Annotated in this window: 20 protein-coding genes; 19 read left to right on the top strand and 1 reads right to left on the bottom strand. The window is 60.7% G+C overall.

Annotation, left to right across the window (positions count from 1 at the left end; genetic code table 11):
• The first annotated feature begins 2 nt into the window (after positions 1-2).
• The 17 genes from JYJ39_RS00735 (at position 3) to JYJ39_RS00655 (ending at position 18,816) form a co-directional block, all read left to right on the top strand.
• Entirely contained in the window at positions 3-185 is a 183-nt protein-coding gene (locus JYJ39_RS00735; RefSeq protein ID WP_205201191.1) for a hypothetical protein, read from the top strand.
• A complete protein-coding gene (leuD, locus tag JYJ39_RS00730) occupies positions 186-824 on the top strand; it encodes a 3-isopropylmalate dehydratase small subunit (protein ID WP_205201189.1) in 639 nt (212 codons plus the stop codon).
• 12 nt (positions 825-836) lie between these two features.
• Positions 837-1,889 (top strand): 3-isopropylmalate dehydrogenase, encoded by a 1,053-nt coding sequence (gene leuB, locus JYJ39_RS00725; RefSeq protein ID WP_205201187.1) that lies wholly within the window; start codon positions 837-839, stop codon positions 1,887-1,889.
• Positions 1,890-1,980: 91 nt separating this feature from the next.
• On the top strand, positions 1,981-3,114 hold the full coding sequence (gene asd, locus JYJ39_RS00720) for an aspartate-semialdehyde dehydrogenase (RefSeq protein ID WP_205201185.1): 1,134 nt from the start codon (positions 1,981-1,983) through the stop codon (positions 3,112-3,114).
• A 152-nt stretch (positions 3,115-3,266) separates the two neighbouring features.
• The gene (locus JYJ39_RS00715) at positions 3,267-6,401 is read left to right on the top strand and encodes a FimV/HubP family polar landmark protein (protein ID WP_205201183.1); all 3,135 of its coding nucleotides are present in this window, start codon (positions 3,267-3,269) and stop codon (positions 6,399-6,401) included.
• A 96-nt stretch (positions 6,402-6,497) separates the two neighbouring features.
• Entirely contained in the window at positions 6,498-7,289 is a 792-nt protein-coding gene (gene truA / locus JYJ39_RS00710) for a tRNA pseudouridine(38-40) synthase TruA (RefSeq protein ID WP_205201181.1), read from the top strand.
• 2 nt (positions 7,290-7,291) lie between these two features.
• Positions 7,292-7,933 (top strand): phosphoribosylanthranilate isomerase, encoded by a 642-nt coding sequence (locus JYJ39_RS00705; RefSeq protein ID WP_205201179.1) that lies wholly within the window; start codon positions 7,292-7,294, stop codon positions 7,931-7,933.
• A 122-nt stretch (positions 7,934-8,055) separates the two neighbouring features.
• Positions 8,056-9,261 (top strand): tryptophan synthase subunit beta, encoded by a 1,206-nt coding sequence (gene trpB, locus JYJ39_RS00700; RefSeq protein WP_205201177.1) that lies wholly within the window; start codon positions 8,056-8,058, stop codon positions 9,259-9,261.
• Between the two features lie 21 nt (positions 9,262-9,282).
• On the top strand, positions 9,283-10,089 hold the full coding sequence (gene trpA / locus JYJ39_RS00695) for a tryptophan synthase subunit alpha (protein ID WP_205201175.1): 807 nt from the start codon (positions 9,283-9,285) through the stop codon (positions 10,087-10,089).
• Positions 10,086-10,958, top strand: a complete 873-nt coding sequence (gene accD / locus JYJ39_RS00690; protein ID WP_205201174.1) for an acetyl-CoA carboxylase, carboxyltransferase subunit beta — start codon at positions 10,086-10,088, stop codon at positions 10,956-10,958. The genes trpA and accD overlap by 4 nt, the downstream gene beginning before the upstream one ends.
• The gene (gene folC / locus JYJ39_RS00685; RefSeq protein ID WP_205201172.1) at positions 10,955-12,283 is read left to right on the top strand and encodes a bifunctional tetrahydrofolate synthase/dihydrofolate synthase; all 1,329 of its coding nucleotides are present in this window, start codon (positions 10,955-10,957) and stop codon (positions 12,281-12,283) included. The genes accD and folC overlap by 4 nt, the downstream gene beginning before the upstream one ends.
• A 1-nt stretch (position 12,284) precedes the next feature.
• On the top strand, positions 12,285-13,028 hold the full coding sequence (locus JYJ39_RS00680) for an SPOR domain-containing protein (protein ID WP_205201170.1): 744 nt from the start codon (positions 12,285-12,287) through the stop codon (positions 13,026-13,028).
• A 9-nt stretch (positions 13,029-13,037) separates the two neighbouring features.
• Complete coding sequence (locus tag JYJ39_RS00675; protein ID WP_205201168.1) at positions 13,038-13,529, top strand: CvpA family protein; 492 nt, start codon at positions 13,038-13,040, stop codon at positions 13,527-13,529.
• 14 nt (positions 13,530-13,543) lie between these two features.
• On the top strand, positions 13,544-15,076 hold the full coding sequence (purF, locus tag JYJ39_RS00670) for an amidophosphoribosyltransferase (RefSeq protein ID WP_205201166.1): 1,533 nt from the start codon (positions 13,544-13,546) through the stop codon (positions 15,074-15,076).
• Positions 15,073-16,257, top strand: a complete 1,185-nt coding sequence (locus tag JYJ39_RS00665; RefSeq protein ID WP_205201164.1) for an O-succinylhomoserine sulfhydrylase — start codon at positions 15,073-15,075, stop codon at positions 16,255-16,257. Before purF ends, JYJ39_RS00665 begins: the two co-directional genes overlap by 4 nt.
• On the top strand, positions 16,254-17,495 hold the full coding sequence (locus JYJ39_RS00660; protein WP_205201162.1) for an HD-GYP domain-containing protein: 1,242 nt from the start codon (positions 16,254-16,256) through the stop codon (positions 17,493-17,495). Before JYJ39_RS00665 ends, JYJ39_RS00660 begins: the two co-directional genes overlap by 4 nt.
• A 49-nt stretch (positions 17,496-17,544) precedes the next feature.
• A complete protein-coding gene (locus tag JYJ39_RS00655; RefSeq protein ID WP_205201160.1) occupies positions 17,545-18,816 on the top strand; it encodes a DEAD/DEAH box helicase in 1,272 nt (423 codons plus the stop codon).
• 34 nt (positions 18,817-18,850) lie between these two features.
• On the opposite strand, the gene JYJ39_RS00650 is transcribed toward JYJ39_RS00655, so the two are convergent.
• Positions 18,851-19,324 carry a nucleoside deaminase gene (locus JYJ39_RS00650; RefSeq protein ID WP_240189485.1) on the bottom strand — a complete coding sequence of 158 codons (474 nt, stop codon included), beginning with the start codon at positions 19,322-19,324 and terminating at the stop codon, positions 18,851-18,853.
• 123 nt (positions 19,325-19,447) lie between these two features.
• On the opposite strand from JYJ39_RS00650, the gene JYJ39_RS00645 reads away from it, so the two are divergent.
• Together JYJ39_RS00645 and JYJ39_RS00640 are read left to right on the top strand one after the other, a co-directional pair.
• Positions 19,448-19,861, top strand: coding sequence for a cupin domain-containing protein (locus JYJ39_RS00645; protein ID WP_240189484.1), 414 nt, complete (start codon positions 19,448-19,450; stop codon positions 19,859-19,861).
• Positions 19,862-20,010: 149 nt separating this feature from the next.
• Positions 20,011-20,973, top strand: coding sequence for a ZIP family metal transporter (locus tag JYJ39_RS00640; RefSeq protein WP_205201158.1), 963 nt, complete (start codon positions 20,011-20,013; stop codon positions 20,971-20,973).
• Positions 20,974-20,976 lie beyond the last annotated feature (3 nt).

The raw sequence follows: 20,976 nt of genomic DNA, 5'->3' as shown, positions 1-20,976 counted from the left end.
CGATGAAACACGGATTCTGCATTGCTGTCTTCCTGCTGCTCGCGGCCTGCAATACGGCCGAAGGGGTGAAGAAAGACGTCGCCATCGGCGCGGAAAAAACCGGGGAAGTCATCAAAAAAGGTGGTGAAGTGGTCGGTGAGGCCATGAAAAAGGGCGGCGAGGCCGTTCAGAAAGCGGTGGAGTAAATGGAAAAATTCGTACAGCTTGATGCGTTGGTGGCGCCTCTTGATCGCAACAACGTCGATACCGACGCCATCATTCCCAAGCAGTTCCTGAAGTCGATCAAGCGCTCCGGTTTCGGTCCGAATGCGTTCGATGAATGGCGCTACCTTGATGTGGGTGAGCCGGGCCAGGATTGCTCTCAGCGTCCGAAGAATCCCGATTTCGTGCTCAACCAGCCGCGTTATCAGGGGGCAGAAATCCTCCTCACCCGGGCCAATTTCGGCTGTGGCAGCTCGCGCGAACATGCGCCCTGGGCGCTCCTGGATTATGGCTTCAAGGCCATCATCGCCGAATCGTTTGCCGATATTTTCTTCAATAACTGCTTCAAGAACGGCATTTTGCCCATCGTCCTGCCGGCCGCGGAAATTGCGGCCATCCTGCAGCAGGTCGAAGCAACGCCCGGTTATCGCCTGCGTGTCGATCTGCCGGCGCAGACAGTCACCCGCCCGGATGGCCATGCCTGCACATTCGAGGTGGACGCATTCCGCAAGGAATGTCTGATCAATGGCTGGGACGATATCGGTCTGACCCTGCGCCATGCCGAGAAAATCAAGGCGTTCGAAGCCAACCGCCGCATTCAGCAGCCCTGGCTGTTTGCTTGACAAGGAGATGACATGAAGATTTGTGTATTGCCAGGTGATGGCATCGGCCCGGAAATCATGGCCGAAGCGGTCCGCGTTCTGCATGCGCTGGATCTGAAATTCGAAATGGAAGAAGCGCTGCTGGGCGGTTGTGCTGTTGACGCGACGGGTGATCCTTACCCGGAAGCCACGCAGAAGCTGGCGCGTGCGGCTGACGCCGTACTGCTCGGCGCCGTTGGTGGCCCGCAGTGGGACGGCCTGCCGCGCGAAAAGCGTCCAGAGCGCGGTCTGCTGGGTATCCGCAAGGATCTCAACCTGTTCGCCAACCTGCGCCCGGCCATTCTTTACCCGGAACTGGCCAACGCCTCCACCCTGAAGCCGGAAGTCGTGGCGGGGCTGGACATCCTCATCGTGCGTGAATTGACCGGTGATATCTATTTCGGTCAGCCACGTGGCGTGCGCGAGGAGAATGGCGAGCGCGTCGGTTTCAATACCATGGTCTACAGCGAGTCGGAAATCCGCCGCATCGGTCACGTCGCCTTCCAGGCCGCACAGAAGCGCAACAAGAAGCTGTGTTCGGTGGACAAGATGAACGTCCTTGAATGCACACAGTTGTGGCGCGATGTGATGATCGAAGTCAGCAAGGATTATCCGGACGTTGAACTCAGCCATATGCTGGTCGATAACGCCGCCATGCAACTGGTGCGGGCGCCCAAACAGTTTGACGTGATGGTGACCGGCAACATGTTCGGCGACATCCTGTCCGACGAAGCTTCGATGTTGACCGGATCGATCGGCATGCTGCCGTCGGCTTCGCTCGACGAAAAGAACAAGGGGCTGTACGAACCGTCGCACGGCTCGGCGCCTGATATTGCCGGCAAGAACCTGGCGAATCCGCTGGCGACCATTTTGTCGGCAGCGATGATGCTGCGCTACACCTTCGGCCGTGAGGAAGAAGCAGAGCGGATCGAGAACGCAGTCAAGAAAGTGCTGTCTCAGGGTTATCGCACCGGTGATATCTACGAACGCGGCACGAACAAAGTGGGCACGCGGGAAATGGGTGAGGCGGTCCTTAAAAATCTGTGAAATGTGAATCATGGCAGGCGTAATCGCTGCGTTGGGCGAACCTTGCGCTTTGCATTTCACGCTTCGTTTTTCATATTAGAAGGGAATGGTAATGAAGAAGGTTGGTCTGGTCGGTTGGCGTGGCATGGTCGGTTCCGTGCTGATGCAGCGTATGGTCGAAGAGGGCGATTTCGCTCATATCGATCCGGTTTATTTCTCGACCTCCGCCGCTGGCGGCAAGGCGCCGGTCTTCGGCGGCAAGGAAGCCTCGCTGCCGCTGCAGGACGCGTCCAACATCGAGGCGCTGAAGGCCTGCGAGATCATCATCACCTGCCAGGGCGGCGACTACACCAAGGAAGTCTTCCCCAAGCTGCGCGCCGCCGGCTGGAACGGCCACTGGATCGATGCCGCCTCGTCGCTGCGCATGGCTGATGACGCCGTGATCGTACTCGATCCGGTCAATATGCACGTGATCAAGGATGCGCTGGCCAAGGGCGGAAAAAACTGGATCGGCGGCAACTGCACCGTTTCCCTGATGCTGATGGGCCTTGGTGGCCTGTTCCAGAACGATCTGGTCGAGTGGGCCACGTCCATGACCTACCAGGCTGCGTCCGGCGCCGGTGCGCAGAACATGCGTGAGCTGATCTCGCAGATGGGCGTCATTCACGACTCGGTCAAGGATCTGCTCGCCGATCCGGCCTCGGCTATTCTCGACATCGATCGCAAGGTTGCCGAGACCATCCGCTCCGACAGCTTCCCGAAGAAGAACTTCCGCAACACGCCGCTTGCCGGCTCGCTGATCCCGTGGATCGACGTGCCGTACGAAAACGGCCAGTCCAAGGAAGAGTGGAAGGGCGGCGCCGAATGCAACAAGATCCTCGGCAAGCCGGCTTTCCGCACGGCCGGTTCGATTCCCATCGACGGCCTGTGCGTGCGCATCGGCGCGATGCGTTGCCACAGCCAGGCGCTGACCATCAAGCTGAAGAAGGACGTGCCACTCGACGAGATTTCCGACATGCTCGCCAAGGCCAACCCGTGGGCCAAGGTCGTGCCGAACGATCGCGAGATTTCCGAGCGTGAACTGACGCCGGCGGCCGTCACCGGCACGCTGACGGTGACGGTCGGCCGTCTGCACAAAATGGCGATGGGTCCGGAGTATCTGGCGGCCTTCACTTGCGGCGACCAGTTGTTGTGGGGTGCTGCCGAGCCGCTGCGTCGCATGCTGCGTATTCTGCTGGCTGCGTGAGTGTCGCAGGACTGATGAAAAACGGGGCATCAGCCCCGTTTTTCATTGTTGGGGATATGCAAAAATCCCCTGTTCAGAAGCGGGTTTAGCTTGCAATGCTAAACCCATGATGTTAATTTGATTATTCCAAGTAATACGCGCAAGGCATGGCCGTGATCGAGAACAAATCTTCCAAATTCAAAAAGTGCGCACTGGCGCTTGCAGTTGCTGCCGGCATGTCTCTGGCGGGCGCCTCGGCGCATGCAGCAGGACTGGGTAAATTGACGGTGCTGTCCGGTCTGGGGCAGCCCTTACGTGCCGAGGTGACGCTCTCGGCTACACCGGAAGAATTGAGCGGGATGACGGCGCGTCTGGCACCAGCCGATGTGTTCAGCCAGGCAGGTGTTGAGTATTCGAGCGTACTGAATGATCTGAGTTTCAATGTCGAGAAGCGTAAAGGCGGTAAAGCAGTACTCAAGATTTCTTCCGGCCGCCCGGTGAATGATCCATTCCTCGATTTTCTTGTCGAGCTGAACTGGCCAACTGGTCGCCTGGTGCGTGAGTATACCTTCCTCCTTGATCCTCCTGAATTTTCGCCGGCAGCCAAAGCGCGCAGCACGGTCGATGCGAGGGTGGTTGAAACGGTGCGTGACAACCGGCACGATGCACCGGTAGCCAGTGCTCCGGCACCCAAGCCTGTGGATACGGCAGCATCAGCCAAAGCCGCACCGGTGGCATCTGCGGCGAAAGCGCCGGCAGCGACTGCCGAACCAGGACAGCATACGGTAGAGCGCGGTGAAAATCTGCGCAAGATCGCTGCTGAGCGCCAATATGCGGGGGTTACGCTGGAGCAGATGCTGGCTGGTATCTATCGCAACAACCGCAAAGCTTTCATCGAAAACGACATTCATCGCCTGAAAGCCGGCGCCATCCTGAATATTCCGGATGAGGCAGCTGTCGCTGCGATCAGCCCCAAAGAGGCCCGTCAGATCTATGTTTCGGCGGGCGATTTTGATGCCTATCGGAAGAAACTGGCAGCGGCAGCCAGCCAGGGGGCTGAGAGCAAGCAGGATGCCGTGGCGCCTGAGCAGGCTGCTGCCGGCAAGATTACTCCTCGTGTGGAAGAAAAAACGCCAGCCATCGATGCCAGCAAGGATCAGGTCAAGGTCGGGCGCGCAGACAAGGGGGGTAAAGGCGACAAGGCAAACGATCTGGAGCGCCTCGCTCTGGAGAAGTCACTGCAGGAATCGCAGACACGCGTAACACTTCTGGAAAAGAATCTGGGTGAATTGCAGAAATTGCTGGAGATGAAGAACCAGCGTCTGGCAGAACTCGAAAAACCGGCAGTAGCGCCGCCTGCTGCAGCGGTGGTTGCGCCGGTCGCGGCAACCCCGGTTGAAGTAGTGAAGGAGGCGGTTTCTGCTCCAGCGCAGGAAAGCGCGCCTGCCGCAGAAACTGCGCCTGCAGCGGAAACCCCAGCCGAACAGGCTGCTGCGCCGGCTGAAGAGACTGCGCCAGCGCCCGTTGCCGAGCCGGCACCGCTCCCTGTTGAAAAACCGATAGCATCAGTTTCAGAGCCGGAGCCGGAGCCTGTGCCAGAGGCTGGCTTCCTTGATGGCCTGCTGGAAGATCCGCTGCCTCTGGTGGGTGGTGCAGGTGCCTTGGCACTGCTTGGAGGCTTGTTCTTCTATCGTCGTCGGCAACAAAATACAGCAACCGAAATCGCGCTGACCGAGACCCTGCCGCCACCGCCCTCCAGCCTTGGGCCAAATTCTGTGTTTGGCACGAATGGTGGGCAGACGGTTGATACCGGTACTGCGCCGCCTCATACCGGCGAGTTCAGCCAGGCCGGTCCGGGAACCATTGATACCGATGAAGTGGACCCCGTCGCTGAAGCGGATGTTTATATGGCCTACGGGCGTGATTCCCAGGCCGAAGAGATTTTGCTCGAAGCAATGCACAAGGATCCGAGCCGTCTTGCCATTCATGCCAAATTGCTGGAGATTTACGCGAACCGACGTAGCACCAAGCAATTTGAAACCCTGGCCGGTGAGCTTTATGCGCAATCGGGGGGTAATGGTCCAGAATGGCACAAGGTAGCGGAGATGGGACGGCAGATCGACCCCAGCAACCCGCTTTATGGCGCAGCAAAAACAAGTGCTGCGGTGTCGCCAGGTGCTCCGGTGGAAATTGCTTTGCCGCCCGAAGCCCCGGTGGCCACAGTGGAGCCAGTCGCTGTGTCAGCTTTCGAGGTGCCGGCCAGCGAATCTGATTCCGTTGCCGTTGAGGCTGCGCCTGTGCCTGAATTGCCGCAGGCCTCGCCAGAGCGGGCGGCCGATGCTGATTTATCCTTCGATTTTCCGGCCGCCGAACCCGAAGCGCCTGTTGTACCCACGATGGCGACAACTCCGGCAAAGGATACGGTGCTTGAATTTGCGGCCGAAAAAACTCAGCCGCTGTCTTTCGCGGCGCCGGAGGTGTCTGTGCCGGAGGAAGTGGCGGAAGATCCTTTCGTGGCAAGCGACATCAGTCTTGACTTCGACCTTGGCGATAGCAAGCTGGCTGCTGCCGAGTCGCCGGTACCGTCAACCGATGTGCCGGCTGCTGCTGTGACCAAAGCCCCCGTCGCAACTGACGGCATGCACCAGTTCTCGCCGGAAGGAACCTTGGTCGTTGCACCAAGCAGCGATTTCACGGTTGATGAGACCGAGAATGACCTGAATCTGGATGGGCTCGATTTTGCGCAGCCTGGGATTGCAGCACCCGCGTCCACGGAACTCGTGGCTGAGCGTGATGCCTTGCCGGAAACCCTGGTTGCGACACAAGTGCCCACCGATATGTCGACTTTTGCTGGCGACGATGCTGTAGCCGAGCAGAACCTGGCCGATCTGGCGCAGAGCATAGAAACGGCTCCGAGCTTTGCCAGTACAGTGGTCAACATGCCGGATTTGACGAGCACCGTCATCAATACGCCGGTGGGAGCCCCCGAGGATATCGATTTCGACGTCAAACTCAGTGACTCGGTATTTCTTGGTCAGCCGATGGCTTCGGATTTCGATATCGGTTCGATCAATCTCGACCTGGCTGCTGAACCTGCGCCGGCTGCCACGACGCCGGAGACTGAAGCGGCCACCCCGGTTCGTGATGGACGCTGGGAAGAGGTCAATACCAAGCTTGATCTGGCCAAGGCCTATCAGGAAATGGGTGATCTCGAGGGGGCGCGTGAATTGCTGCAGGAAGTCATTGGTGAGGGGCCAGTCGATCTGGTCGAAAAGGCGCGCGAAGTTCTGGCGCAGATCGGCGGCTGAGTCTGCCGCAAGCCGGGGTAGAATGCATGCCCCAACCATGGCAAACGGCCCTTTCGGGCCGTTTGTTGTTGACCCCGTATCAGGAGAATCACATCCTTGACTCGTATTGCGCTTGGTGTTGAGTATTTTGGCCAGCCTTTTCATGGCTGGCAGAGTCAGGCTGGCGGTGGCACGGTACAGGACGCACTGGAAGCGGCATTGGCTGCCATTGCAGGCGAGCCGGTTGCAGCCTTGTGTGCAGGTCGGACCGATGCCGGGGTGCATGCCATCCAGCAGGTGGTGCACTTCGATACGGGAGCCAGGCGACCGCTGACAGCCTGGGTGCGCGGTGTGAATAGTCATTTGCCCGAAGGAGTCGCGGTGCGCTGGGCGCTGGAGGTCGATGCTACCTTCCATGCACGCTTTTCTGCCCAGGCGCGTCGGTATCGCTACCTTTTACTCAACCGCGCCCAGCGCCCGGGTTTGTGGCAGGGGCGGGTGGGCTGGTTGCACGTGCCACTGGACTTGAAAAGCATGCAGGATGCGGCGCAGCGTCTGCTGGGTGAGCACGATTTTTCTGCCTTCCGCGCCGCGCAATGTCAGGCCAAATCGCCGGTCAAGCTGATGCATGAAGCGTCTGTTTCGCGTCGGGGCGATCTGTTCATTTTCGATTTCATGGCGTCAGCGTTTTTGCATCACATGGTGCGCAATCTTGTCGGAGCGCTGGTCTATGTCGGGAAAGCGGCGCAGTCGCCGGACTGGTTTGATGAACTGCTGCGGCAGCGTGACCGCAGTCTGGCCGCCCCGACGTTTGCCGCCGATGGTCTTTATTTTCGTGGTCCGGTTTATCCGGAGTGCTGGAATATTCCGGAACCGTTGGACGACTTGGTCGATCTAGGAGAGAGCTGAGGATGCAGGGGAAAACACGCATCAAGATTTGCGGTCTGACCCGCGCCGAGGATGTGGACGCCGCAGTTGCTGCCGGCGCCGATGCGCTGGGCTTTGTTTTTTATCCGTCCAGCCCACGCTATGTTGCGCCGCAGCAGGCGGCCGAACTGGCGCGCCGGGTACCGCCTTTCGTTGATCTGGTGGGGCTGTTCGTCAATGCCGAGGCGGCGCAGGTAGAGGCGGTTTGTCGGCAGGTGCCGCTCAATCTGCTGCAGTTTCATGGTGATGAAACACCAGATTACTGTGCCCAGTTTGCGCGTCCCTGGCTACGTGCGGCACGGGTGAAGCCGGGGCTCGATCTGGTAGAATTCGCCGCTGCGTTCGGCCAGGCTCGTGCGCTGTTGCTCGATGCGTTTGTGGAGGGGTACGGCGGTGGCGGGCACGTGTTTGATTGGAGCCTGATTCCGCCTGATCTGCCCGGGCACTGGATTTTGTCCGGGGGCTTACATGCTGGCAACGTGGCGGCGGCGCTGGAAAAACTGCGCCCGGTGGCAGTCGATGTGTCATCCGGGGTCGAAGTGAGCAAGGGTATCAAGGATCATGACCGGATCACTGCTTTTGTCGCTGCCGTACGGGCGGCCGATGCGGCGAGCGGCGTCATTTAGGAAAGTTATGCGCAAATCGGTGGGCGGTATCACCCGAACCTGTTGGCGGCGTCATCTGGCGAACCATCCCTGAAACGGGATGGCTGCACTGTCCCGTTCATTCATTTTTCAGGAGTTTCGCCATGTCCCAATCGCATTACAACTTTCCCGACGCCAGCGGTCATTTCGGACCTTACGGTGGCGTTTTTGTCGCCGAGACGCTGTTTGGTGCGCTCGATGAACTGAAGGCGGCCTATGCTGCGGCACAGGCCGATCCAGCCTTTCATGCCGAATATGAATATGAATTGAAGCATTTCGTTGGCCGGCCATCGCCGGTTTACCACGCCCAGCGCCTGTCAACGATGCTTGGCGGCGCCCAGATCTACCTCAAGCGTGAGGATTTGAACCATACCGGCGCCCACAAGGTGAATAACTGCATCGGCCAGGCTCTGCTGGCCAGACGCATGGGCAAGCCGCGTGTGATCGCCGAAACCGGTGCTGGTCAGCATGGTGTGGCGACAGCGACGGTGGCCGCCCGCTATGGTTTTGAATGCGTGGTGTACATGGGCGCGGAGGACGTGCGGCGTCAGGCGGCCAATGTGTACCGCATGAAACTGCTCGGGGCAACCGTGGTGCCGGTGGAGTCCGGTTCGCGTACGCTGAAGGATGCCCTCAACGAAGCCATGCGTGACTGGGTTGCGAACATCCACAACACCTTCTACATCATCGGGACGGTGGCTGGGCCGCATCCGTATCCGATGCTGGTGCGTGATTTTCAGAAAATCATTGGCGAAGAATGCCTGGTGCAACTGCCGGAAATGACCGGACGCCAGCCTGATGTTGTGATTGCTGCAGTAGGTGGCGGTTCGAATGCGATGGGGATTTTCTATCCCTACCTCGATCACCCGGAGGTCCGCCTGGTCGGTGTCGAGGCGGCTGGCGACGGCGTGGCGACGGGTCGCCACGCGGCTTCGCTGACGGCAGGTGTGCCGGGGGTGTTGCATGGTAACCGGACCTATCTGCTGCAGGATGACGATGGCCAGATCATCGAAACTCATTCCATTTCGGCCGGGCTGGATTACCCCGGCGTGGGCCCGGAGCATGCCTGGTTGAAGGATACCGGACGGGCGCAGTACCAGCCCGTCACGGATGCCGAAGCGCTCAAGGCGTTTCACGATCTCTGCCGCTACGAGGGCATCATTCCGGCGCTCGAGTCTAGCCATGCCCTGGCGTACGCCATGAAACTCGCGCCGACACTTGCTGCCGACAAGATTCTGCTGGTCAATCTTTCCGGGCGTGGCGATAAAGACATGCACACGGTTGCCGAACAATCCGGCATTACCTTCTGAAACCTTCCGCGACTTACGCCCATGTCCAGAATTCAAACAACGTTCAGACGTCTTGCCAGCGAGCAACGCGCTGCGCTCATTCCCTTCGTGACCGCCGGCTTTCCCAGCCCGGCGCTGACCGTGCCGCTGATGCATGCCATGGTGGCTGCCGGGGTTGATGTGATCGAACTCGGTGTGCCTTTTTCCGACCCGATGGCTGATGGGCCAAGCATTCAGCGTGCCTCGGAAAAAGCCCTGGCGCAGGGAATGCGCTTGTCGACCGTGCTCGCCCAGGTGGCCGAGTTCCGGCAGCAGGATCCGCATACTCCGGTCGTCCTGATGGGGTACGCCAACCCGATCGAGGCGATGGGGGTGCAGAAATTTGCCGCCGCCGCGGCGCAGGCCGGCGTGGATGGGGTGCTCGTGGTGGATTACCCGCCGGAAGAGGCAGCAAACTTTGGCTCGGCCATGCGCGCCGTTGATATCGATCCCATTTTCCTGATTGCGCCGACCTCTTCTCCGGAACGGATCGCCCATACGGCGGCTATCGCCAGCGGCTATGTTTATTACGTGTCGCTGGTCGGTGTGACGGGATCGGGGGCGCTTAATGTCGATGCGGTGGCGCAGAAGTTGCCGCAGATCCGTGCACAGACCGGCTTGCCGGTCGGCGTTGGCTTTGGTATCCGTGATGCGACAGCTGCGGCGCGCATCGCAGCGTTTGCCGATGCCGTGATCGTCGGTAGCCGACTGATCGAAGAAATCGAACAATCCTCGCTTGAGGCGTGTTGTACCCGGGTGGCGGCAGTGCTGACTGACATGCGCCGGGCTATGGATGAGGTGAAAAAATGACCTGGTTGAACAAGCTGCTTCCCCCCAAAATCAAACGCGAGAGCGGTCAGGCGCCGCGCCGCAGTACCTTGCCGGAAGGCCTGTGGAGCAAGTGTCCGGCCTGCGAGGCGGTGCTGTACGCGACCGATCTGGCCAATAATCTGCAGGTGTGCCCGAAGTGTGGTCACCATAATCGGCTGAATGCGCGCGAACGGCTCGATCTGCTGCTGGATCCGGAAGGGCGCAGCGAGATTGGCGCCGAGGTGTTGCCGGTCGATAGTCTGAAGTTCAAGGATTCCAAAAAATACCCGGAACGCCTGATGGCAGCGCATCAGGACAGTGGCGAAAGCGATTCCCTGGTGGCCATGCAGGGGACCGTGAAGGGTATTCCCCTGGTGGCGGCGGTGTTTGAATTCGACTTCATGGGCGGTTCGATGGGCTCGGTGCTCGGCGAGCGCTTTGTCCGAGGTGTGAACGCGGCGGTCGAACAGCAGATTCCCTTTGTCTGCGTCACCGCTTCCGGCGGCGCGCGCATGCAGGAAGGGCTGTTTTCGCTGATGCAGATGGCCAAAACCACCGCGGCGCTGACCCGCTTGTCGCAAATCGGCCAGCCCTTCATTTCCATTCTCACCGATCCGACCATGGGTGGCGTTTCTGCGTCCTTTGCCTTTGTCGGCGATGTGGTCATGGCTGAGCCCAATGCCCTCATCGGCTTTGCCGGGCCGCGCGTGATTGAACAGACGGTACGCGAGAAGCTGCCGGAAGGATTCCAGCGGGCTGAATTCCTGCTCGACAAAGGGGCCATCGATCTGATCGTGGATCGTCGCGAGATGCGCGACAAACTCGCAGCTACCTTGTCGCTTCTGCTCAACCGGAGCGACGCGGCGTGAGCGCTGCACCCGCTCCGGCCTCCCTGGCGGACTGGCTCGAACACCTGGAGCAGTTGCATCCGCTCGGGCAGGCGGGGATCGAGCTCGGTCTGGAGCGGGTACGTCAGGTCAAAGATCTGTTGCAGCAGTCGCAGCATTGCCCGGTCATCACCGTTGGCGGCACCAATGGCAAGGGATCGACCTGCGCTTACCTGCAGAACATTCTGTTGCGCGCGGGTTACAAGGTGGGGTGTTATACATCGCCGCACCTGCTGCGTTACAACGAGCGGGTACGGCTGAATGGTGTGCCGGCCGACGACGATCTCCTGTGCGCGGCATTTGCCCGGGTGGAAGCTGCGCGGCAGGCCAGCGGTGTGGCGCTGACCTACTTCGAATTTGGCACGCTTGCCGCCTGGGAAGTGTTTGCGGCAGCAGGCGTCGAGGTGGCGATTCTGGAAGTCGGCCTGGGTGGACGACTTGATGCGGTCAATGTCTATGAACCGGATGTGGCCGTCATCACCAGCGTGGCGCTGGACCATACTACCTGGCTGGGTGACGACCGTGACAGCATCGGTTACGAGAAGGCCGGCATTTTTCGTGCCGGCAAACCGGCCTTGTGCGCCGATCCGCATCCGCCGCAAGGTTTGCTGCAGCAAGCGGCGGCGCTTGGTGCCGATCTGCGGCTGCTGGGGCGTGATTTCGGTTTTGAAAAGGCGGCCGCCGGCACGGCGGAAAACCGCTGGCAGTGGCGCTGGTGGTGTCGTCGACCGGATGGGCAGGTGTTGCGTCGTCCGCTTGCCTATCCCGGATTACGTGGGGCCACGCAATTGTTCAACGCCAGTGTTGCCCTGGCGGCACTGGAAGCGCTTGGTGACCGGCTGCCGGTCACCATGCAGGCGATTCGTCCCGGACTGATCGAAACTGAGTTGTGTGGGCGCTTTCAGGTCATTCCGGGCAAGCCCAGCATCGTCCTGGATGTTGGCCACAACCCGCAGGCACTGGCGGTACTGGCCGACAATCTGGGCAACATGGGGTTTTTCAATCGAACGCACGCCGTGCTCGGTATGTTGTCGGACAAGGATATTGAAAACGCCTTGTTGCCCCTGCGGGACAAAATCGATGTCTGGCACCTGGCCAGCCTGCCCGGTCCGCGCGGTACGCCAGCCGCGACGCTGGCGGAAATTCTCGCCGGGCTGGGCGTGGCGGGTGAAGTGTTCTGCCACGATTCGCCGCAGCAGGCGATGCAAGCAGCCCGGGAAGCGGCGGCTGAAAGTGATAGAATTCTGGCCTTCGGATCGTTTTACACTGTTGCCGGCGCTCTTCAGGTGCTCGGCCGTACCGCCTGACATGGAAGACAACGACGTCCAGCAACATCTCAAGAAACGTGCCCGCCGCCGGTTGGTGGGGGCCATTTTTTTCGTTTCCCTGGTGGCCGTGCTGGTGCCTACGCTGATGGATAGCGAACCGCGTCCGCCAGCGCAGGATATCGATATTCGCATCCCCGGTCAGGATGACAAGGCTTTTACACCCGCCTTGGTGCCACCAGCCGAACCGGTGGCGGCGAGTAGTAAATCCGCACCAGAGACGCCGGAAATGCCCCCCTTGGTACGGCAGGACCCGGTACCGGAAACTCCCGCGATAAAACCACCAGCGGCGGTGGTGATACCGAAGCAAACCGAATCCAGGGTAGAGCCAAAAGTAGAGCCAAAGGTAGAGCCAAAAGCGGAGAAAAAGCCGGCGCCAGCCAAGGAGGCCCCTGCGAAAGCTGGCGACAAGGACACGCCGGCGCTGAAGGATGAGGCGAGTCGTGCGGCAGCCATCCTCGCCGGCAAGGCGGCGGATGCTCCGGCCTCTGCTGCCGGGCAACATGTGGTCCTCATCGGCGCTTTCAGCAACGAGGCCAATGTGGCCAACCTGCGCAAGAAACTCGGGGAGCAGGGGATCAAGGTGTACACCGAGGCGCTTGATTCGCCGCAGGGCAAGAAGACCCGCGTCCGTGCCGGCCCCTTCCCGAACCGTGAGGCAGCGGAAAAGGCATTGAAGAAAATGCAGCAGATCGGTGTGTCCGGTGTCGTGGCAGCCAAACCGTGATCGCGCACCATGACCTTGTTTGATTACATCGCCCTCACCATTCTGGTGCTGTCACTGTGCTTTGGCCTGTGGCGTGGCATGGTCAGCGAAGTTCTGGCGCTGGTTGCCTGGGGTCTGGGGATTTATGCCGCTTTCCTGTTCGGCCCCGGCGCCAGCAGCCTGTTCGCAGCTGTTGTGGGCGAGCCCATCCTGCGTCTGCTGCTCGGTTGCCTGCTGGTCTTTTTCGCCGTATTGATCGTGATGGCCTTGCTGCGCCTGCTCATCCTGAAAATGATCAAGGTACTCAAACTGACTGCTTCGGATCGCCTGCTCGGGATGTTTTTTGGTCTTGCGCGGGGGGCGTTGATCCTGCTTTTGCTTGTCGCGGTTGGCGGACTGACCAGTGCCCCCAGCCAGCCCTGGTGGCGTAACGCGATGTTCGCGCCGCCCCTGGAAACGGTGGTGCTGGCGATGAAGCCTTTGCTGCCGAATGATCTGGCCAAACGAATTCGTTTCAGTTAACTCAGGAAAACATCATGTGCGGGATTCTCGGTGTATTGGCAACCTCTCCGGTCAACCAATTGCTCTATGACGGTCTGATGGTGCTGCAGCACCGGGGGCAGGACTCGGCAGGTATCGCTACGGCCGAAGGCAATACCTTCCACCTGCACAAGGGCCCCGGGCTGGTGCGCGACGTTTTTCGTACCCGTAATATGCGGGCACTGCCCGGTAATTGTGGCATCGGCCATGTCCGCTACCCGACCGCGGGTTCCGCCTTCAATTTTGCCGAGGCACAGCCTTTTTATGTCAATTCGCCGTTTGGCATCGTGCTTGGGCACAACGGCAACCTGACCAACGCCGAGCAGTTGAAGGAAGAGATGTTCCGCATGGACCGCCGGCATATCAACACCAATTCCGACTCGGAAGTGTTGCTCAATGTGCTGGCGCATGAATTGCAAACGGCGGCACATGGTTACGAGCTCGATGTGGACAGCATTTTCCAGGCGGTGGCCGGCGTGCATCGCCGCTGTCGCGGTGCTTACGCCGTGGTGGCGCTGATTGCAGGCTATGGCTTGCTTGCCTTCCGCGATCCGCATGGTATCCGCCCGCTCATCTATGGCCGCAACGAAACGCCGCAAGGAACGGAATATCTTGTCGCCTCCGAGTCTGTGGCACTCGATACCCTGGGCTTTGAGGTGGTGCGTGACATCGAGCCGGGCGAAGCCATCTTCATCGATTTCAAGCACCAGTTGCACAGCCGCCAGTGCGCGCAGCAACCCATGTATTCACCCTGTCTGTTCGAATATGTCTACCTCGCTCGCCCGGATACCGTGATGGATGGCGTGCCGGTCTACGAAGCGCGGCTGGCGATGGGCGAATTGCTGGCAGAGAAGGTGAAGCAGTCGATTCCGGTCGAGGAAATCGACGTGGTGATCCCGATTCCGGATTCCAGCCGCCCTTCGGCAATGGAACTGGCGCAGGCGCTGGGTATTCCTTTCCGCGAAGGTTTCGTCAAGAACCGTTATGTCGGGCGCACCTTCATCATGCCGGGGCAGGCCAAGCGCCGCAAATCGGTGCGACAGAAGCTCAATACCGTCGGTCACGAGTTCAAGGGTAAACGGGTACTGCTGGTTGATGATTCCATCGTCCGTGGTACCACCAGCCGGGAAATCGTCGAGATGGCGCGCGCAGCTGGGGCGACCAAGGTGTATTTCGCTTCCGCCGCGCCGCCGGTGCGCTTCCCCAATGTGTATGGTATCGACATGCCGACGCGTGCCGAACTGATTGCCACCGGGCGCAAGGAATCCGAAATTGCCAGCGAAATCGGTGCGGACGCCCTGGTGTACCAGGATCTGGCCGCGCTCAAGCAGTCCGTCACCCGCCTGCGGGCCGATCTGACCGAGTTTGATGCCTCGTGTTTCGATGGGACTTATGTCACCGGTGATATCGATGACGCCTACCTCGATCATCTGGAAGGGCGGCACGACAGGCCGCGCAACGAAGATGATGGTGAAGGCCGCGCTTCGCATCAGATGGTGCTTGGTCTGGCCAACGGAGGGCAGGAATGACGGCAGCGGCATGGCAGCTGCCGACCCTGGCCGTGCGGGCCGGGCAGGAGCGCAGCCAGTTCGGCGAACACGGAGAAGCGCTGTACCTGACCTCCAGTTTTGTCTTTGAAAACGCTGCCCAGGCGGCCCGGCGTTTTTCCGGAGAAGAGGCGGGCAACGTGTACTCGCGCTTTTCCAATCCTACCGTGAGTGCCTTCGAGCAGCGTCTGGCGGCGCTGGAAGGGGCTGAGGCCTGCGTTGCGACAGCGAGTGGCATGTCGGCCATCATGGCGCTGGTGCTGGCGCACCTGAAGCAAGGCGATCATATCGTCACGGCCAACAGTCTCTTCGGCGCGACCGTGCAGTTGTTCAACAACATCCTTACCCGCTGCGGCATCACGGTGAGCTACGTGCCACTGAACGATCCCGCCGCGTGGGAAGCGGCGATCACACCGCAGACCCGCCTCTTTTTCCTCGAAACACCCTCCAATCCGTTAACCGAGTTGGCCGACATTGCCGCCCTGAGTGCTATTGCCAAAGCGCATGACATCCTGCTGGCGGTGGATAACTGTTTCTGTACCCCCATTCTGCAGCGTCCGCTGGCCCTGGGGGCCGATCTGGTGGTGCATTCCGCGACCAAATACATCGACGGCCAGGGGCGTGTCCTGGGCGGGGCCGTGTGCGGCCCGAAGCATCTGACGGATGAGGTGTTCAAATATCTGCGCACGGCGGGGCCGACCCTGTCCGCCTTCAATGCCTGGGTCTTGCTGAAGGGCCTGGAAACCCTGCAACTGCGCATGCATGCCCAGTCGGCGGCAGCGCTTGAACTGGCGCAATGGTTGCAGGCGCACCCGAAAGTGGCGCGCGTGCATTACCCGGGGCTGCCTTCGCATCCGCAACATGCCTTGGCGCAACGCCAGCAGGCCAGTGGTGGAGCGGTTGTCTCCTTCGAAGTGCGCGGTGCGCGTGAGGAAGCCTGGACGGTGGTCGATCAGTGCCGGCTGCTGTCCATCACCGCCAATCTGGGCGATACCAAGACCACCATCACCCACCCCGCCTCCACGACGCATGGGCGTATCTCGGCAGAGGCCCGCGCTGCGGCCGGCATCAGTGAAGGCCTGCTGCGCGTGGCCGTCGGCCTGGAAGCCGTGGCCGATCTGCAGGCCGATCTTGACCGTGGGCTGGCGCTAATTCCGGCATGAAGCATCTGGTTTCGGTCGACCGGCTGCAACCTGGTGTATTCATTTCGATCACCAGCGTGCGTTGGCTCGACCATCCCTTTCTGCTCAACCGTTTTCGTCTTGCCGATCACGAACAGATCAGGGTGTTGCGCAGCCTGGGCGTCAAGGAAGTGGAATGGGATCCGGCTCGCAGCAGTGCCCAGCCCTTGCCTGAAGCGCAGTCGGTAGAGGTTGAGGAAGATTTTTCCGCGACGGCGATGGCCTCGATGCTGGACAGCAAGCGTGAGCGGACCGAAAGGATACGCCAGCAGCGTGAATCGCTGGCCCGCTGCGAGCGTTTGTATGAACAGGAAGCGAACGGCATGCAGGGTATTCTGCAGCAACTCGGCAGCCGGCCGGCGGAGGCGCACGCGCATGCCCGCGCCACTGTCGGTCGCCTGGTCAATGGTCTGATCGGGGCGCAGAGTGTGGCCATCCATCTGGTCAATATGAAAAGCAAAGAGGCCGGCGCTGCCCAGCATGCGATGAACGTGACGGTGCTGTCGCTCCTGCTGGGTAAGGAGGCCGGGCTTGATGCAGAGCAGTTGCGCCAGTTGGGGCTGGGGGCACTGTTTCACGATATCGGCAAGGTCGATGTGCCGGCACGCGTCTTGCGCAACCCGCAGCGCTCGCCCGCCGAGGAACAGTTTTACCAGGCGCATGTCGGCTATGGCATCAAGCATGCCGCACCGATGAGCGACATGGCGACGCCGGCACGCAACATCATCGCCTGCCACCATGAGCACTGGGATGGCTCCGGTTTTCCCAACCGCCTGGCCGCTACCAGGATTCCCCTGCTGGCCCGCATGGCGGCAATTGCCAACCGCTACGACAATCTGTGCAACCCGTTCGATCTGGCGCAGGCACGTACGCCCAGCGAGGCGGTGGCGCACATGTTCAGGCATGAGGCCGGCCACTTCGATCCCGAGTTGCTGCAACTTTTCGTCAAGACCGTGGGGGTCTACCCTCCCGGCTGTTTTGTCGTACTTGACGATGGCAGCGTCGGACTGGTGGTGGAAGCCAATACCGCCGACCTGCTGCGGCCGCTGATCATGCTCTACGATCCGGATGTGCCGCGTAACGAAGCCTTGCTGATTGATCTCGCCGATGGCGCACTGAAGATTGAAAGTGCGGTCAACCCCGGCAAGCTGCCGCTGGCAGCGGTTGAATACCTGGCACCGCGCGGCCGTGTCGACTATTACATCGAAGGCGTTCATTGACCTTCACCGCCGCTTATCCGGCTTTCCGCAGTATTTTCTGGAGTATTCCATGCAGTTTTCCGATCTCAGCCTGAGGGCCGAAATTCAGCGCGCCGTTGCCGAGCAGGGCTATACCACGCCCACGCCGATTCAGCAGCAGGCCATCCCCGCCGTACTCGCCGGCCATGACCTGATGGCCACTGCCCAGACCGGTACCGGCAAGACCGCCGGCTTTACCCTGCCCATCCTGCAACGTCTGAGTGCGGCGGCCAACGACAAGCTGTCACGGGTAGCCCGTATGCCACGGGTGCTGGTGCTGACGCCGACACGCGAATTGGCCATTCAGGTCGAGGAAAGCGTGCGGACTTACGGCAAATATCTGCCCGTCAATTCGTTGGCTGTATTCGGTGGGGTGGGCATCAATCCGCAGATTGCCCACCTGCGGCGCGGGGTAGACATTCTGGTGGCGACACCCGGGCGTCTGCTTGACCACGTGCAGCAGAAGACAGTGGATCTCTCGGCCATTGAAATTTTCGTGCTGGATGAGGCCGACCGCATGCTCGACATGGGCTTCATCCGCGATATCCGCAAGATCATCGCCCTGTTGCCGAAAAATCGTCAGAATTTGCTTTTTTCCGCCACGTTTTCGCCGGAAATCCGCGAATTGGCCGCGGGCTTGCTGCATCAGCCGGTTTCGGTCGATGTGGCCCCGCGCAATACTGCCGCTGAAACGGTGGTGCAGAAGGTGATCGAGTGCAACCGCGAGCAGAAAAAGGATCTGCTCAAGCATCTGTTCGAGTCGCGCAGCCTGCATCAGGTGCTGGTGTTTGCCCGCACCAAGCACGGCGCCGATGCGCTGGCCCGGACTCTGGACAAGGCCGGCATCAAGGCGGCTGCCATCCATGGCGACAAATCACAGGGCGCACGCACGCGGGTGTTGTCGGAATTCAAGGAGGGTAAATTGGCGGCGCTGGTGGCTACCGATATTGCTGCCCGTGGCATCGACATCGATGCGCTGCCGTACGTCATCAACTACGAATTGCCCAACGTGCCGGAAGATTACGTGCACCGCATCGGCCGAACCGGTCGTGCCGGCATGGAGGGCGAGGCGATTTCTCTCGTCTGCCACGATGAGCGTCCGCAGTTGAAGGATATTGAAAAACTGATCAAACGGACGCTGGAGCGGCTGGAAATCGCCGGCTTCGAGCCGGCCGCTGTGGCTGCTCCGCGTCCTGCGCCGCAGCCGCGTCCGCCGCGCAAACCTGCGGCAGCGGGCAAACCTGCCGGCGCCAGGAATGCCAGCCCGAGGCAGCAACGCCATTCCGGCAGCCGACATCGATAAGCGGAATTAGGCGTTGGCTGACCGGGCCACAGGCTCAGTCGACGCCGATATCCTCATTCCACAGCTGCGGCCGGGCGGCGATGAAATCCTGCATCAGGCGGATACAGCTGGCGTCCTGCAGGACTTCCACCGTGACACCACGGCTGCGCAGCAGGGCCTCATCGCCCATGAAGGTCGTGTTTTCGCCAATCACCACGCGGGGGATGCCGTACAGCAGAATGGCCCCGCAACACATCGAGCACGGTGACAAGGTGGTGTAGAGGACGGCCTCCCGGTACACCGTCGCCGGCTGGCGTCCGGCATTTTCAAAAGCATCCATTTCCCCGTGCAGGATGGCGCTGCCGCGCTGCACCCGGCGGTTATGGCCGCGCCCGATGATGCGGCCCTGATGCACGATCACCGAGCCAATCGGAATGCCTCCTTCGGCCAGCCCCTGCTTGGCTTCGGCAATTGCGGCTTGCATGAATCGGTCCATGATGCGGGTCTCGCTGAAGTTGGTTTGTTTCAATTGTATGCAAATCTCGTGCTTGCCTGCTGTGCTTTTCTGCCAGTCGTCGTATTTGTCACCGGGACTCGACGCCAGTTTGCCAGCGCGCCATACTCGGCCAACTTGATTACGGAAATTCCCACCATGTCCGACATGACCGTGCTTGAAACCCCTGTCCGGCGGCAAGCCTACGCCGCAGTGACGCCTTATATCACCAAGGATGGCTCGGTCATTCGGGAGCTGATGCACCCAGCGGTTCATGGCAACCAGCTGCAGAGCCTGGCCGAAGCGACTGTTCAGCCCGGCCAGCGGACCCAGTTGCATCGCCATCTGCGGACCGAGGAGCTGTATCACATCACCGCCGGCAGTGGCCGCATGACACTGGCGGATAGCGAATTCACCGTCGCGGCAGGCGATACCATCTGCATCCCACCGGGCACGCCCCACTGCATCGCCGCGCTTGGTGATACACCACTGACCCTGCTGTGCTGCTGCGCACCGGCTTACGATCACGCCGATACCGAATTGCTGGAAGCTGCCACGGATAATTCCGCCTGAGTGCATGGCCTTGTTGCATTGGACAGCCACGGGGGGCGGCCTTTATGATTTGTCGCTTGTCACGGTGCCGGATCGAGTTCGTATCATGCGCACAACGTGGCGGACAGAGGATGGTTTTACGTTTGCTTGAAATTGAATAGGGGGTGGAAATGGCTGGTGGACACATCAGCGAGCAAGCGCCGGCGCGCGGTATCGAAACTGCCCGGCCATCCTGGTGGTTCCTGCTGTACCGGCATGTGTTGGCGCATAAGTGGGTGGCGGCTGGCCTCGCGCTGGCTTTGCTGGCGGTCGTCGCCCTGTTCGTGCAGAGCGCGTTCCAGGTGTTTTCCGGACAGGCCGCTGCGGGTCTGCGTCTGGCGCTGTATGGTGGCCTGGCAGGTTTTGTTGCCACCGGGCTGGGGGCCTTGCCGGCACTTTTGCTGCGCCGCCTGCCGCAGCAGATCGAAGACAGCATGCTGGGCCTGGCGGCTGGCATGATGCTGGCTGCCAGCGCGTTTTCCCTGCTGCTGCCGGGGCTGGAGGCAGGGGCCTCTCTGCTCGGGCATCGTGGTAGCGGGGCTGCGGTCGTTGTCTTCGGGATGGCATTGGGGGTGTTGCTGATGCTCGGGCTGGACGAGTTCACGCCCCATGCGCACGACCAGAGCGGTCCCTGTGGGCCAGGGTATGAAATCTGCGGCCGTGTCTGGCTGTTCGTGTTCGCCATTGCCTTGCACAACCTGCCAGAAGGTATGGCCATCGGTGTCAGCTTTTCTCAGGGCGATATGGGCGTGGGGCTGCCGCTGACGACGGCGATTGCGCTACAGGACATTCCGGAGGGTCTGGCAGTCGCGCTGGCGTTACGCAGTGCCGGTGTCAGCGCCATTTACTCGGTGCTGATTGCCGCGGCCAGTGGCCTGCTTGAGCCAGTGGGGGCATTGCTCGGTGTCGGCCTGGCGGGCGGTTTGGCGGTGGCGTATCCGATCGGGCTGGGGCTGGCGGCAGGGGCTATGCTGTTTGTGGTGTCGCACGAGGTGATCCCTGAAACGCACCGCAATGGTCACCAGACCAGTGCCACGCTCGGCCTGATGACGGGTTTTGCCTTGATGATGGTGCTTGATACCACGCTGGGTTGAGTC

Source organism: Azonexus hydrophilus (genome assembly GCF_905120355.1).
In the GTDB taxonomy this organism is placed as follows: Bacteria; Pseudomonadota; Gammaproteobacteria; order Burkholderiales; family Rhodocyclaceae; genus Azonexus.
This window is presented reverse-complemented; position numbering and strand designations above follow the sequence as displayed.